This window comes from Rhodococcus sp. 05-2254-5, from assembly GCF_002258575.1.
GTDB classification, from domain to species: Bacteria; Actinomycetota; Actinomycetes; order Mycobacteriales; family Mycobacteriaceae; genus Rhodococcoides; species Rhodococcoides fascians.
In genome coordinates this window covers 338,370-352,825 of record NZ_NOZG01000002.1, presented here as the reverse complement: position 1 = coordinate 352,825, position 14,456 = coordinate 338,370, and the positions used below count along the sequence as shown (strand labels likewise).

General features: G+C 64.7%; 15 protein-coding genes and 1 other RNA gene. 6 read left to right on the top strand and 10 right to left on the bottom strand.

Annotated elements, in window-relative coordinates:
* Positions 1 to 46: 46 nt before the first annotated feature.
* From rnpB to CH278_RS02760, 3 genes are all read right to left on the bottom strand, one after another.
* An RNA gene (gene rnpB, locus CH278_RS02770) (RNase P RNA component class A) lies at positions 47 to 486 on the bottom strand.
* 25 nt (positions 487 to 511) lie between these two features.
* Positions 512 to 1,882: an MFS transporter gene (locus CH278_RS02765; RefSeq protein WP_052053219.1), complete on the bottom strand. Its 1,371-nt coding sequence runs from the start codon at positions 1,880 to 1,882 to the stop codon at positions 512 to 514.
* A 29-nt stretch (positions 1,883 to 1,911) separates the two neighbouring features.
* Positions 1,912 to 2,472, bottom strand: coding sequence for a TetR/AcrR family transcriptional regulator (locus tag CH278_RS02760; RefSeq protein ID WP_057473478.1), 561 nt, complete (start codon positions 2,470 to 2,472; stop codon positions 1,912 to 1,914).
* An 89-nt stretch (positions 2,473 to 2,561) separates the two neighbouring features.
* Between CH278_RS02760 and CH278_RS02755 the strand changes: the two genes are divergently transcribed.
* The gene (locus tag CH278_RS02755) at positions 2,562 to 3,086 is read left to right on the top strand and encodes a DUF1697 domain-containing protein (protein ID WP_094621138.1); all 525 of its coding nucleotides are present in this window, start codon (positions 2,562 to 2,564) and stop codon (positions 3,084 to 3,086) included.
* Positions 3,083 to 4,333, top strand: a complete 1,251-nt coding sequence (locus CH278_RS02750; RefSeq protein WP_032368135.1) for an SLC13 family permease — start codon at positions 3,083 to 3,085, stop codon at positions 4,331 to 4,333. Before CH278_RS02755 ends, CH278_RS02750 begins: the two co-directional genes overlap by 4 nt.
* A 19-nt stretch (positions 4,334 to 4,352) precedes the next feature.
* Here the strand turns inward: CH278_RS02750 and CH278_RS02745 are convergent, their stop codons facing one another.
* The 4 genes from CH278_RS02745 to cobC form a co-directional block, all read right to left on the bottom strand.
* A complete protein-coding gene (locus tag CH278_RS02745) occupies positions 4,353 to 5,465 on the bottom strand; it encodes a bifunctional RNase H/acid phosphatase (protein ID WP_032390991.1) in 1,113 nt (370 codons plus the stop codon).
* The gene (locus CH278_RS02740) at positions 5,462 to 6,199 is read right to left on the bottom strand and encodes a zinc ribbon domain-containing protein (protein WP_027497425.1); all 738 of its coding nucleotides are present in this window, start codon (positions 6,197 to 6,199) and stop codon (positions 5,462 to 5,464) included. The genes CH278_RS02745 and CH278_RS02740 overlap by 4 nt, the downstream gene beginning before the upstream one ends.
* A 106-nt stretch (positions 6,200 to 6,305) precedes the next feature.
* Entirely contained in the window at positions 6,306 to 7,427 is a 1,122-nt protein-coding gene (locus tag CH278_RS02735) for a Nif3-like dinuclear metal center hexameric protein (RefSeq protein ID WP_094621137.1), read from the bottom strand.
* Between the two features lie 14 nt (positions 7,428 to 7,441).
* A complete protein-coding gene (gene cobC / locus CH278_RS02730) occupies positions 7,442 to 8,479 on the bottom strand; it encodes an Rv2231c family pyridoxal phosphate-dependent protein CobC (protein ID WP_032406726.1) in 1,038 nt (345 codons plus the stop codon).
* 42 nt (positions 8,480 to 8,521) lie between these two features.
* Here cobC and CH278_RS02725 point away from each other — a divergent pair, with 42 nt between their 5' ends.
* From CH278_RS02725 to CH278_RS02715, 3 genes are read left to right on the top strand one after another with little or no spacing between them, the layout of a single operon-like run.
* Positions 8,522 to 9,214, top strand: a complete 693-nt coding sequence (locus CH278_RS02725) for an HAD-IA family hydrolase (protein ID WP_094621136.1) — start codon at positions 8,522 to 8,524, stop codon at positions 9,212 to 9,214.
* The gene (locus CH278_RS02720; protein WP_179274399.1) at positions 9,211 to 9,684 is read left to right on the top strand and encodes a low molecular weight protein-tyrosine-phosphatase; all 474 of its coding nucleotides are present in this window, start codon (positions 9,211 to 9,213) and stop codon (positions 9,682 to 9,684) included. The genes CH278_RS02725 and CH278_RS02720 overlap by 4 nt, the downstream gene beginning before the upstream one ends.
* A gap of 18 nt (positions 9,685 to 9,702) precedes the next feature.
* On the top strand, positions 9,703 to 10,620 hold the full coding sequence (locus CH278_RS02715; RefSeq protein WP_094621135.1) for an SURF1 family cytochrome oxidase biogenesis protein: 918 nt from the start codon (positions 9,703 to 9,705) through the stop codon (positions 10,618 to 10,620).
* Here the strand turns inward: CH278_RS02715 and CH278_RS02710 are convergent.
* The 3 genes from CH278_RS02710 to CH278_RS02705 form a co-directional block, all read right to left on the bottom strand.
* Positions 10,561 to 11,529 carry a cobalamin biosynthesis protein gene (locus CH278_RS02710; protein WP_094621134.1) on the bottom strand — a complete coding sequence of 323 codons (969 nt, stop codon included), beginning with the start codon at positions 11,527 to 11,529 and terminating at the stop codon, positions 10,561 to 10,563. The genes CH278_RS02715 and CH278_RS02710 overlap by 60 nt on opposite strands.
* Positions 11,530 to 11,576: 47 nt before the next feature.
* Positions 11,577 to 11,702 (bottom strand): hypothetical protein, encoded by a 126-nt coding sequence (locus tag CH278_RS27870; RefSeq protein ID WP_256991804.1) that lies wholly within the window; start codon positions 11,700 to 11,702, stop codon positions 11,577 to 11,579.
* Between the two features lie 200 nt (positions 11,703 to 11,902).
* Positions 11,903 to 12,805, bottom strand: coding sequence for a LysR family transcriptional regulator (locus tag CH278_RS02705; protein WP_032387860.1), 903 nt, complete (start codon positions 12,803 to 12,805; stop codon positions 11,903 to 11,905).
* A gap of 75 nt (positions 12,806 to 12,880) precedes the next feature.
* Here CH278_RS02705 and CH278_RS02700 point away from each other — a divergent pair, with 75 nt between their 5' ends.
* Entirely contained in the window at positions 12,881 to 14,410 is a 1,530-nt protein-coding gene (locus CH278_RS02700; protein WP_094621133.1) for a CoA-acylating methylmalonate-semialdehyde dehydrogenase, read from the top strand.
* Positions 14,411 to 14,456 lie beyond the last annotated feature (46 nt).

Sequence of the window (14,456 nt, the reverse complement as noted above, 5' to 3'; positions counted from 1 at the left end):
CCCCATACAGCCACGCCGCAGGTGTACCGCGCGAGAAATTGGAGTGCGAACGAGTCGGCCTGTAAGCCGGATCCTGTGCATCGACCCGCTCTCGCGAGATCGAATAGACGACCATCCATCTGGGCACACCGTTGCCGGGTACCTCGAGCAGTCCACCCGCAGGCTCGGGCGAGCAGCCCTCGAGCACCTGCGCAGCTGCACCCCTTGCGCGGTGCAGCCTTCGACCTTGCTCCGGGCGGGGTTTACCTAGCCACCCCAGTCACCTGGGATGCTGGTGCGCTCTTACCGCACCGTTTCACCCTGACCTGCGCTTCGATCCCGAAGAACCGAACCGCAGGCGGTCTGTTTTCTGTGGCACTGTCCCGCGAGTCACCTCGGGTTGCCGTTAACAACCGCCCTGCTCTGTGGAGTCCGGACTTTCCTCGGCCCGAAGCGGAACGGAACCTGTCCGTCGGTACTTCGAGCCGCAGCCGTCCAGCCAACTCGTTCGCGATTGCGTACTCTACCCGCCTCACGTCGGATGCCCGGCGATTGCGCGGCCATGAAGAACAGAGGCACTCACGATGGCCGCGGCAGCGGTGACGATCACCCCCACCCAGGCGGCGGACGTGTAGGCATCCTCTCCGGGGAAGGTGGAGCCCGGACTCGTTCCGGCGGCGAGTACCAGACCACCGATCGCGCTTCCGAAAGAGAATCCGACACTGCGCACCACCTGGTTGATACTCATGACGCTCGAGGTCTCCGCGGAGGGCACCACCGGCAGCACGACGGCCGGCAGCGCGGCCGAAAAGCTTCCGACTCCGAAACCCAGAATCGCCATCACCGCACAGAGTTCAACGATGCCGGCGCGGGTACCGGCGAACAAGGCGAGAGCCACCAGAACGATCAGTGCGCTGACCGTCAGCGCGCTGCCTGCCCCCACCCGACGCAGCACTCTGGATACCAGCTTGCCGGCGAGAAATCCGAACACCGAGAACGGAACCAGGACGAGGCCCGCCGCGAACACGTCGAGGCCGAAACCGTATCCGGCACCGGAAGGCGTCTGCGCGTAGCGCGTAGCGAGGGTCAGCAGCAGATACATTCCGATGCCGCCGAGCAACATTGCGCCGTTCGCTCCGACCACAGCCCTGTGACGAAACAACCGAAGATCGACGAGCGGTGCCGAGCTTCTCAGTTCGACGCGTACCCATATGCCCGCAGCGACGACCGCGATTGCAGCCAGCACCCCCGCCGTCCAAGGGCGGCTCGTCCACAGCGCGGTCTCACTGATGAGAACGAGCACCAGGGTGAGAGGGAGCGCCAGCAGCACCGCACCCGGAACGTCGATGCGGGTCGCGCGCTTGCGCGTCGAGGCAGGAACAACTCGCAGAGCAACGGCAAACGCCATGACCGTCATCACAGCACCGAATCCGTATGCGAGCCGGAGACCGCCGTGCTCGGCCAGAAACCCCGACAAGGGATAGCCCACACCGACACCCGCAGTAGACGCGACCGACAACAAAGCGATGGTCGATCCGGACCGCTTGTCGGACAGATGATCTCGCACCACACCCATCAGCATCGAAGTCAGGGCCAGTCCCACTCCCTGGGCTGCCCGGCCGAGGAGCAGCCAGGAGAAGGACAGCGGCAGTGCGGTCAGAATGCCTCCGGCCGAGACGACGCCCAGTGTCCCGAGGATTGCTGCCCGTCGATGCGGACCCGATCCGAGGCGGCCCAGAACCGGTGTCGTGACGGCACCGGTCAACAAAGCCAACGTCAACGTCCATTGTGCACTGGAGAGGGAGACGTCGAAAGTTGTTGCGACGCTGGTGATCAGCGGGGCCCCGAGGCTACCGACAGCGGCGACGACGACTCCGACGAACAACAGAGAAGGCACGAGCATTCGTGATTCGTCGTGCTCGGAGCCGGAGATCAACGGTTCGTCTCGCTCGTGATGTGGTCGAACAATCCGGCGTGGATACGAGTGCCCACTCCGTTCGCCCAGGGTTGGTCAACGTCATGAATCTGCAGGGCCGCGCCACTGTTGAGCAGCATGCCGAACGCCAGAAACGCTTTGACGGTCACCGCATCGAGACCGGTGACCTCTACGACGGTGTTCCACATCCGGCCGAACGCCTCTCGAACGGCGTCGCGCACCTCTTCGTCGCCACACGCGGCGATCCCCTGCAGCTGCAGCAGGAGTGAGGTTCGATCCTCGAGCATGGCGTAATAGCACTCCCCCATCGAGGCCAAGGCTTGCTGACCGGTGGCAGTACCTGCGGCCGCGCGCATTCCATCCGCCACACGGTCGAACGACGCGACCACCAGCTCGGAGAAGAGTGCCTTCTTGGTTCCGAATATTCGAAAGATGTAGGCCTGGGTGATCCCTGCTTCGCGGGCGATCCTGTCGGTCGAACCGCCGTGCAGTCCGGACGATGCGAATTCGTCTGCCGCTATCCGCAGTATTTGCTGCCGTCGTTCCGTGCCTGTCATCCGTCCTCTCTGCGCCATGCCGCCAAGTTACTGGTTACTAACTACTGACTTCAATGGTTGTTCTCGTGCGCTTCACTACAGTTCTTTCCATGAGTGAATGGGTTGTGCTGCTGCGCGGCATCAACGTCGGCGGCATCAACATCAAGATGGTCGACCTCCGCGCAGCTCTGGCCTCGGCCGGCTTCACGAATGTCCGCACGATTCTGGCGACCGGCAACGTACTGCTGCAGTCGCCGCTGGCGGCCGCCGCCCAGAAAGCACAGGTGGAGAGCACGCTCGCCGAGGCGTTCGGCTACCGAGCCTGGGTTGTCGTACTCGACGTCCCGACACTGAGGGCGATAGTGGAGTCCTACCCGTTCGACGCCGAACGGGAGGGCTGGCATCCTTATGTGGTGTTCGGTAACGACGATAGCCATTTGACCGAATTGTCCGCTCTTGCAGTGGAACTCGACCCCGATCTCGAGAGGATTGCCGAGGGGAACAGCGTGCTCTACTGGGAGGTGCGCAAGGGCAACACCACCGACAGTAGGTTCGGAAAAGCCACGGCGAAGGCGAAGTACAAGGCCACGACCACCACGCGGAACGTCCGCACTCTCGTGAAGATTCTCGCGTGACCGTTCTCGCTGCGGCATTGGTCGCCGCCGTTCTCGTCTTCGCCATCGTTCGCCCGCGCGGTCTTCCGGAGATCGTTGCTGCACTTCCAGCGGCCGCAGTTGTTCTTCTCGTCGGCCTCGTCAGCCTCGACGCCGCCCGTGAGCAGGTACTCGAACTCGCACCCACCGTCGTCTTTCTGGCGTTCATCCTGATCCTGGCGCATCTGTCGGATGCCCTCGGTGTGTTCACCTGGATCGCTGCGAAGCTACGCCGCGGATCCAAGGGCAGCCCCCGCAGACTGCTGACCCTCGTGTTCGCCGCTGCCGCGGCCACCACAGCCGTACTGAGCCTCGACGCCACCGTGGTTCTGCTGACACCGGCCATCATCGGTGCCGCTCGGATCCTGGGGATGTCGCCACGTCCACACAGTTACGCCACTGCGCACCTGTCCAATTCGGCGTCGACCTTGCTGCCGGTGTCGAATCTGACCAACCTGCTGGCCTTCGCCGCGACGGGCCTGACCTTCTTGCACTTCACCGCACTGATGGCGCTACCGTGGATTTTCGCGGTCGCCATCGAACTGGCGGTGTTCCTGATCTTCTTCCGCAAGGATCTGACCCGCACTGCGACACCGACGGACTCCGCGACCGAACACAGCACTGACGACGTCCCAGCACCGCGAAGCACACTCGTCATCCTCGGCGCGACATTGATCGGCTTCGCCGTGGCAGGACTATTCGATATCGAACCGTTCTGGGTGGCTGCCGTGGGGTCGATTGCGCTCGCGATCCCGGCACTTCGAGCTCGCCACACCACGCCTCGCGCGATTCTGCGCGGTGCCGATCTGCCGTTCTGTGGCTTCGTCTTCCTTCTCGGCATCGTCGTTCTCGGCGTGACGACGGGCCCGATCGGCGACTGGCTGGCGCGAATTCTGCCGTCGGACACCACCTTCGCGTCCCTGTTGGCCGCAGCTGCCATTGCGGCGGTGGCGTCGAACATCGTCAACAACCTGCCCGCAACATTGCTGCTGCTGGCGGCCTTCGGCGCGGACGCTCCCCCGGCGCTGCTGTTGGCCATGGTGATCGGGGTCAACCTCGGTCCTAACCTGACCTACGTCGGTTCACTGGCGATCATGTTGTGGCGACGCGTCGCATCGGCCAACGACGAGCCGGCGGATCTGAAAACGTTCACCGTGCTCGGTGTCATCACGACCCCGTTGACCATCGTCGGAGCAGTGGCGGGCCTATGGCTGGCGCTGCAGATCTGAGACCCGCACCTCCGCAGGATCAGGTCAGGTGAGACGTGTCGTTGACCAATTTCACCGATGCCCCGCCGTCGGGGTAGAACTCGGCGATGCTCAGCGACGCGAGGTCCAGGTGCATTCGGTAGAGCAGTGACGGTCCGACGTCCAGTGCCAGTTGCAGCAGTGTCTTGATCGGCGTCACGTGTGTCACGACGACGATCGTCTTACCCGCATACTCTTTGATCAATCGATCACGGGCCGATTCGATTCGAGTGCGCACTGCGTCGAAACTCTCGCCGTTGGGCGGGGTCACCGAGGTATCGCCCAGCCAGGCCCGATGTTGTTCGGGATAGCGGTCTTTCGCCTCCGCGAAGGTCAGACCTTCCCAGTCGCCGAAGTCCGTTTCGGTCAGATCGTCGACGGTGGTCACGTCGAGTCCGAGTGCACCTGCCGCGGCGTCGGCAGTCTGTCGGGCGCGGCCGAGGGGGGACGAGACGATCGCTGCGATGTCGTCGTGTCCGCCGAGCCTTGCCGCTGCAGCGGTGGCCTGTCGAACTCCCAGCTCGGTCAGTTCCGGATTTCCGCGGCCGGAGTATCGCCGGTCGACCGACAGCGCGGTCTGGCCGTGGCGCAACAACAACATTCGGGTGGGGTCGCCCACTGCACCGGTCCACCCGGGGGCCGCCGCGGGTTGCTTCGCGGCCGGTTCGGAATCGGGCAGATCAGGGAGGTCGATCCCCTTGGCCGCGGCATCCATCGCCTCGTTCGCCAGACCGTCGGCGTGTGAGTTCTGCTCCCGCGGAATCCATTGGAAGGTGACGTGATCGAACGTCCGAACAAGCTCCGCCGCTCGGCGATTGAGCGGAATCATGTCGGGATGCTTGACCTTCCAGCGTCCCGACATCTGTTCGACGACGAGTTTGGAGTCCATCCGAACGTCGACCTCACGGGCACCGACGTCCGCGGCCGCCGTCAACGCAGCGATGAGGCCCCTGTACTCGGCCACGTTGTTCGTTGCGATTCCCAGCGCCTCCCGGCGTTCGGCCAACACCTCGCTGCGATCTGCTGTGAACACCACGGCTCCGTATCCGGCGGGACCCGGGTTGCCGCGGGAGCCGCCGTCGGCTTCGACGACGACCCGTTGCGCGGCACTCAAATTCCGGACTCCTTGGTGCGCACCAGGATTGCGTTGCATTCCGAGCAACGAACCAGAGCGTCGGCAGGTTTGTTGGCGATGCTCGCAATTTCGTTGCGGTCGAGCTCGATTCGGCATGCGCCGCATCGGCGGGCCTGCAGCAATGCTGCGCCTCGACCGGTCAGTGCGCGTTGCTTCTCGTACAGCGCCAGCAGATCGGCCGGCATACCCGAGATCAATGCCTCGCGACGCTCGGCGCTCCGCTTCTCGGCGACGTCCAGATCTGCGACAGCGTCGTCGCGGCGACGACCGGCGTCGACCATTTCGTCCTCGATCTGCGTCAACTGCGCTCCGGCGTGTTCGTAATCGCGCTCGCTGGCCTCGCGCTGTTCCATGACTTCGAGCAGTTCTTCCTCGAGGATGCTCTGCCGCCGTTCGAGACTGCCGAGCTCGTGCTGCAGCTCGGTCATCTGCTTGGGCGCAATCGTGCCGCTCTCGAGCATCTTCTTGTCGCGCGCCTCACGCTGGCGAACGGCATCGACTTCGCCCTCGAGCTTGCGGATGTCGCGATCGAGGTCGTCCATCGAGATCTGCACCGTGACGGCAGCATCCTTGCGGGTGATGCGCTCGGCCTCGAGTTTGTCGACCTCCTGCTGCTCGGGGAGGGTCTTTCGGCGATGGGCGATCTGCGAGAGTTCGGTATCCACACCGGCCAATTCGAGTAGCGAGGCCTGGACTTTGGGATCGACGTTCACGCTTGATGACTCCTGCGACTATGGAAGTTGATTCCGATTACCCTACCGGCTGCGCAGAACGTACCGAGCCGGATCCGTCCAGTCCCCCGGTCGCGGGGTTCGTCGGTCACAGCGTCCACGGGTCGGTACGGACATCGCTGACCCTGCTGCTCCAGCCGTCCGTATCGCCGAGTTCGGCGTCCACGATGCTCCTCGCCTGAGCACACCACGGGAACTCCGAGGCCCAGTGGGCCGTGTCGATCACCGCGGGCCCACCCGCCCTCAGGTGCTCGTCGACGGGATGATGTCTGAGATCGGAGGTGACATAGACGTCGGCGTCGGTCCGCGCGACGGTTGCGAGGAACGAGTCCCCTGCTCCCCCACACAGGGCGACGATCGACACCGTGGCGTCCGGATTACCCGCTGCTCGCACTCCCCAGCTGGTGGCCGGCAGAGCGTCTCGGACGACGTTCGTGAACGCGGCGAGCGTCATCGGATCAGGCAATCGACCGATCCGCCCCAGACCGGTGCACGACGGTAGGGCCGCGGACTCGAAGACATCGAACGCGGGCTCCTCGTACGGATGCGCAAGTCTGAGCGCGGACTGCATCCGCGCGCGGTCGGCCCGAGATGCAACCACCTCGATTCGGTCCTCGGTCACGGTGTGGACTTCGCCGACGACACCGAGCGTCGGATGAGCACCGGGCTGCGGCCGAAATTGGCCCAGCCCCTCGGTGTGCCAGCTCGCTTCGCTGTAGTCGCCGATCTCACCGGCTCCAGCGTCGAACAGCGCCTGGCGCACCGCCGCAGTGTCGGCGGACGGCACGAATACGACCCATTTGTCGTGCGCCGGAGCAGGAATGGGATCGAGTGGCCTGGTGTCGATCACACCGAGGGCCGACGCGAGTGCGTCGGAGACACCGGGATCGGCCGAGTCGGCGTTGGTATGGGCGGTGAACAGCGCGCAATCGGCCTTGATCAGGCGGTGGATCACCGAGCCTTTGGCGGTGTCGGCCGCAACCGAATCGACTCCTTTGAGCAGCAGAGGGTGATGGGCGACGATGAGGTCGGCGCCCCATGAAATGGCCTCGTCCACGACGGCCGGGGTGACGTCGACGGCGTAGAGCACCTGTCGCACTTCGGATTCCGGATCTCCACACACCAATCCCACCGAGTCCCAGCTCTCGGCCAATCGAGGCGGGTATGCCTTGTCGAGAACCTCGATGACGTTCTCCAGAGTCACTGCCATGTCGATTGCTCTCCTCACAGAACGGTGTTCAACGCATGCACCAGTATGTCGACGTGTGCCGAGTCCCGTACGGCGACGCGTAGGTAGTTGCGATCCAGTCCGGGAAACGTGTCGCCGCGCCGAACCGCAATTCCCTTCGTGCGCAGGCGTTCTCGGATCCCGTCGGCGCCGTCGACCCGCGCCAGAAGAAACGGCGCTCGCGCCGGTCCGGCAATGTCGAGACCGAGTGCGGTCAGTCTCGCGATCATGGCGTCACGTTCGGCGTCGATACGCAGCGCTTCGGCTCGGGCCTGCTCGACCGCGAACGGCTCGGTACAGGCGCGGATTGCTTCGAGCTGCAGAGTGCCCAGGGGCCAGTGCGCACGGCCCCGCTGCATTCGTTCGAGTACGTCGGGATGGGCCAGAGCGTAGCCGCACCGCAACCCCGCCAATGCCCACGTCTTCGTCAGGCTTCGGAGTACCAGCACGTCCGCGACGCTGTCCGAGGAGACCGACTCTCCTGCTCCCGTCACTGCGTCGGCGAATGCTTCGTCGACCACGACCGTGCGGCCGGGCCTACGCAGACCGAGTACTACTTCTCGGGGATGCAGCACCGACGTCGGATTGGTGGGATTGCCGACGATCACCATGTCGGCGGCCTCGGGCACCAGGCCCCGATCGAGCAGAAACGGCGGCTGGAGTAACACCCGATGCACGGGAATGCCGGCCTGCTCGAGCACCCAGTCGGGCTCGGTGAACGACGGGTGCACGGTTGCCACGAGGGCCGGCTCGAGCCGCGGCAGCATCGCGAATCCTTCGGCTCCGCCACCGAGCAGCAGTACCTCGTCCGGCGAGCGTCCGTGGTGTGCGGCGACCTGCTCCCGAGCCGCCCGCTCGGCTGCCCCCGATGGATACGAACCGAGCGAGTTCAGGGCTGCAGCGAGCCGATCACGAAGCCACGGGGGCGGGCCATCACCGCGCACGTTGACGGCGAAGTCGACGAGGCCCGAGCCGACCTCGAGATCTCCGTGATGACGGAGAAATGCATCGGGGCCGGACGCTGTATCGGACATCGCGACGAGCCTAGCCGTCACGTGCACCGATAGGCTCAGGCCATGTCTGCCGCTCTGCCCGCATCCGTTGTCCTGTTCGATCTCGACGGAACGTTGACCGATTCCGCACCGGGAATTCACGCAGGATTTCGCCACGCGCTGGCCTCGGTCGGCGCTCCCGAACCGACCGAACAGCAACTCTCTCTCGTCGTCGGTCCACCGCTGATCGACACGCTGCGCTCGATGGGCCTGGACGAGGAGGCAGCTCAGCGCGCGCTCGCCGCCTACTTCGACCGCTACGACGAGCGGGGTTGGGCCGAGAACACCGCGTTCGACGGCATCGAGACAGTGCTGACGCGATTGCAGGATCGCGGTGTTCGGCTGGGCGTGGCGACGTCCAAGTCGGAGCGCTTCGCCGTCCGAATTCTCGACCACTTCGGCTTGTCCCGGTACTTCGACTTCATCGGCGGTGCCAGCAACGACGGGTCGCGGCGAGCGAAGTCCGACGTCATCGCGCACTCGCTGACCAATCTCGGCATCGATCCCGTCGAATCCTCGGACGGCGGCACCGCAGGGGTGATCATGATCGGCGACCGCGATCACGATGTGCACGGCGCGGCCAGGTTCGGAATTCCGGCGGTCTACGTGGAATGGGGCTACGGCATCGACGGTGAGAGCGACGACGCCGCGTTCACCGCGTCGAGCATGGACGAACTGGCCGTCGTGCTCGAGCAGAACACGGAGGCGTCGCGGTGAGCGAGCCACTGCATGTGACGTTCGTGTGCACCGGAAACATCTGTCGATCACCGATGGCCGAGAAGGTGTTCGCCGCGCACCTACGCGAGGCGGGTCTGGGTGACGCTGTCCGCGTATCGAGCGCGGGAATCGACGGGTGGCATGTCGGCGATGGGGCAGACCCGCGGACGGTCGCGGAACTCGATGCGAACGGATACGAGAGCGAGCACGAAGCGAACCAGGTGGGACCGGACCACCTCGCTGCCGATCTGATCGTTGCTCTCGACACCGGCCACGCTCGATCTCTACTGCAGTTGGGTGCACCGGCCGATCGGGTGCAGCTGCTGCGTTCGTTCGATCCCGACGCCGACGATGCGTCGGTCGCAGATCCCTACTACTCGTCGGATTCTGCGTTCACCGAGGTGCGAGAACAGATCGAGGACGCCGTGCCCGGCTTGATCGATTGGGCGCGGTCTCGGCTGACCGCCTGACCCGGCTACCGTGGTGGGGTGGAGAAGTTACGGTTCTTGCTACGTCCGAAGTGGTTGGTGCTGGCTGCCGTCGCGCTGGCGTTCGCATTCTTGTGCTTCAGCGTGCTCGCTCCGTGGCAGCTGGGCAAGAACACCTCGACTTCTGCACGCAACGACTTGATCACCCGATCGGTCGGGGCAGATCCGGTGCCGATCACCGACGTTCTCACCGGGAACGGTTTCGCGGCCGACGACGAATGGCGGCGGGTGATCGCGCAGGGCAGTTACGTGGAGAATTCCGACGCCCTGGTGCGGCTGCGCAGCATTCGTGAGCAGCCCGCGTACGAGGTCATCACTCCGTTCGTCATCGACGATGGCCCTACTGTTCTCGTCAACCGCGGATACGTGCTCCCGGTGGAGGGAACGCGACCGCCCGAGTTCGCAGCAGCCCCAACCGGCCCGGTCACTCTCGATGCCCGCGTTCGTCAGGCCGAAGGAACATCACGTGAGCCGATCCAGGAGGACGGCCGCCTGCAGGTGTACAACATCAACCCGGAGCAGATCGGCGCAGCGGTCGGTGTCGACGCGATCGACGGGTACCTGCAGCTCGACGACGGTCAGCCCGGTGGCCTCGGCCTCATCGAGCTCCCGCAGACCGACGCGGGCCCCTATCTGTCCTACGGGCTGCAGTGGCTGGCGTTCGGCATCATGGCACCGTTGGGTCTTGCGTATTTCGTCCGCGCCGAGCTGCGGGAGCGACGCATGTCTAGAACCGAGATGGCCGACGCGATGTCCGATGAGTCCGACCCCACGTCCGACGACGATTCCGCGTCGGACGACGAGGAAGAATTCACTCTTCCGACCCGGCGCGAGAAGCGGGCCAGGGCCCGCGCGGCATCACAGGCGAGAACGCCGACGGATCCTCGCCTGGCGGATCGATACGGCAAGAACCGCTGACGCAGCCGTCGCGATCTCTTGCACCCGCGTCGACAGGACGACTGCTCGCCGAAGGTCCCGTGCCGTGGGCGCTCGCCCGTCGCCGAGTGTCGGCCTGATCTCCACGCCGTGCCGGTACTGGGTGCGCCCGCCGAGCTGGAGTCCGAGCGCTCCCGCCGACGCGGCTTCCGGCACCCCGGCATTGGGGCTGGGATGACGGGACGCGTCGCGTCGCCACACCCGTAGCGCGTGTGCAGCAGAACCCTGCACCAGCGGTGCCGCGAGAACAGTCGCCGCACCCGTGACTCGTGCCGGCACCAGGTTCAGCGCGTCGTCGAGGCGTGCGGCGGCCCATCCGAAACGTAGGTATTTCGGAGACCGGTATCCCACCATTGCATCGAGTGTGTTGCTGGCTCGGTACGCCAGGATTCCCGGTACGCCGGCCAGGGCTCCCCACACCACGACACCGACTGTTGCGTCGGATGTGTTCTCGGCGATGGATTCGAGTGCCGCGCGTGCCAGCCCGTCGGAGTGGAGGAATGCCGGGTCACGTCCGCACAGTGACGGGAGCAATGCGCGTGCGCCGGGCAGGTCGTCTCGGTCGAGGTGATCGGCCATCGAGCGACCTACTACCGACAGCGATGATCCGCCCAGCGCGGCCCACGTCGCGGTAGCCACCAGAGCGGCCTCGGCCGGTGGGCCGAGACGCGACACTGCTCGCGTGGACGCGATTCCGAGTGCGGTGACGCCTCCGACCAGTACGGCGGTATGGATGACGCCCGCAATCCTGTTGTCGCGGTAGAGCCGAGCCTCGACGCGAAGGGCAGCCGTTCCGAATCCTGCTACCGGATGCCATCGCTGTGGGTCTGTGAACACTCGATCCAGGCCGTAACCGACCAGCAATCCGATCGCTCGGGGGTGTGTCCACATCGCACGAATCTATCCACCGGCCATCCGGTGTGCGGAATCGGTACGGGTCAGGCCCAGTGCCGGTTGTACGCGCCGGAGAGCTGACGGCTCCTGAAGTCGATGTCGCTTCCGTCGTTGAGCAAGGCGATGGCCATACCGACGAAACCGATTGCTGCTACTACGAACATGGTCATGATTCCCCCAAGAATCGTTGTGGGCCTGCCGCGGCGGTGCCGTGGCCGACGTGTTCCGTAACAGATTGTTACCCGCCGGTAGGGCGATTCCCACTGCTTTGAGGTCGGCGTCACGTGTGTCTGTCGTCACGAGACGCCGGACACACCGAACGTCCAAAATTCAACGGACACCGCCGATCTCGTGCATTTAGTGACCGCGACTATCGACCGCCGGGCACCGCATGCATGTGCGGCTCCTCGGCCACGACCGAGCCGATGAAATCGTCCACCACCTTCACCCGCGCCAACCCCGTCAGCTCCCGCGGAATCACCGTCCAGTAGGTGCGTTCGACCGAGACGAGGCCCGGCAACACCGGAATCAACGTGTCGTCCGGTTCGCCGATGTAGCTGGGCAACGGCGCAATTCCCACGCCGGACCGCGCCGCGATCCACTGGCCGGTGATGTTGTTGGTCTGAATCTGCGCCCGACCGTCGGGCAGAATCGAATCCAGGATGCGCAACGGCGCAACGTCGAGCAGCGCATCCACGTAGGAGATCAGGGTGTGCCCACGCAAACCGTCGACCGAGTCGATCGTCGGCTGCGCAGCCAGATATCGCTCGGCGGCATAGAGGGCCAGAGTGTAGGTCGCCAATTGCCGGGCCACCACCAACCTGGGCGACGGCCGTTCCAACGTGATGGCAATGTCGAACTCCCTGGTGGCCAACGAGTTGTGCTCGGTGGCGGTGACGAGTTCGATATCCAGATCGGGATGCTTGTCGCGAAGCGCACCCAACTTCGGCGTGAGAACGAAGGCACCGAATCCGTCCGGGGCGGCGATACGCACCGTCCCCCGCAGCGATCCGGTATCGGATGTCTGATCCTCGAAGGCGGCGATCAGCGTGGACTCCACGGTTTCGGCGTACCCGACCAGCCTGCGCCCCGCCTCGGTCAATCGCCATCCCGTCGGGGTTCGGTCGAAAAGTCGTTGCCCTGCGGACTTCTCGAGGGCCGTGATGCGTCGACCGACCGTGGTGTGGTCCACGCCGAGCGTTCGCGACGCATCGGTCAGACGTCCCGTTCTCGACACTTCGAGGAAATAGCGGAGGTGGTCTGGGTTGAACACTCGCCCAGCCTATCCCCCTGTGCATTTATGCACGGCAATCTGCGATTTTGGCCTTTGACATGTGCATCGATCCCAATGAGACTCGAGACACACCGATGGAAGGAACGAACGTTGACCGACGTCATCTCACACTGGCTCGATGGTAAGACTTTTTCCGGATCTTCCGATCGGACGTCGCCGGTCACCAACCCCGCCACCGGGGAGGTCACCGGCACGCTCACGCTCGCCGACCGGAGCGATGCCCGGGCCGTCATCGACGCCGCCGCAGCTGCCTTTCCCGCGTGGCGCGACACCTCCCTGGCCAAGCGCACCTCGATCCTCTTCTCCTTCCGAGAACTGCTCAACGCCAAGAAGAACGAGCTGGCCGAGATCATCACGGCCGAGCACGGCAAGGTGCTCTCGGACGCCCTCGGCGAGATTTCTCGCGGCCAGGAAGTGGTCGAATTCGCCTGTGGCATAGCCCATCTACTGAAGGGCAGCTACACCGAGAATGCGTCCACCGGAGTGGACGTCTATTCCATTCGTCAGCCGCTCGGGCCGGTGGCCATCATCTCCCCCTTCAATTTCCCTGCCATGGTGCCGATGTGGTTCTTCCCCATCGCCATCGCCGCCGGTAACACCGTCGTGCTCAAGCCGTCGGAGAAGGACCCGAGTGCCAGCATCTGGCTCGCGCGGCTCTGGGCCGAGGCAGGCCTGCCCGACGGCGTGTTCAACGTGCTGCAGGGAGACAAGGAGGCCGTCGACGAAGTGCTCGAGAACAAGAAGATCAAGTCGATCTCCTTCGTCGGATCGACGCCCATCGCTCAGTACGTCTACTCGACAGGCACCGCCAACGGCAAGCGCGTCCAGGCCCTCGGCGGTGCCAAGAACCATGCCGTCGTCCTCCCCGATGCAGATCTCGACCTGGCCGCGGACGCCATGGTCAACGCCGGCTTCGGCTCGGCGGGTGAGCGATGCATGGCCATCTCCGCTCTCGTGGCCGTCGGGAAGATCGCCGACGAGCTCGTCGCCAAGATCGCCGAACGCACCACACCACTGGTTACCGGCGACGGCACCCGCGGTGCCGACATGGGCCCGCTCGTCACCCGGGTACACCGCGACAAGGTTGCGTCCTATGTCGACGCAGGCGAGGCGTCCGGCGCCACGATCGTCGTCGACGGCCGCACCGTCCAACCCGACGGGGCTGCGGACGGATTCTGGCTGGGCCCCACGCTCATCGACCATGTGACACCGGACATGAATATCTACACCGACGAGATCTTCGGTCCTGTGCTCTCGGTCGTGCGTGTCGAGACCTACGACGAAGCCCTCACCCTGATCAACGACAATCCGTACGGCAACGGCACGGCGATCTTCACCAACGACGGCGGGGCGGCGCGGCGTTTCCAGAACGAGGTCGAGGTCGGCATGGTCGGTGTCAATGTGCCGATCCCCGTTCCCATGGCGTACTACAGTTTCGGTGGCTGGAAGAGCAGTTTGTTCGGCGACAGCCACGCTCATGGCACCGAAGGAGTGCACTTCTTCACGCGAGGCAAAGCCGTCACCAGTCGCTGGCTCGATCCCAGCCACGGCGGTATCGATCTCGGCTTTCCTGCAAGCAACTGAGTTCTACAAAGCCCATGTGCGTGGAAACTCGTAGCCCACTACGAAG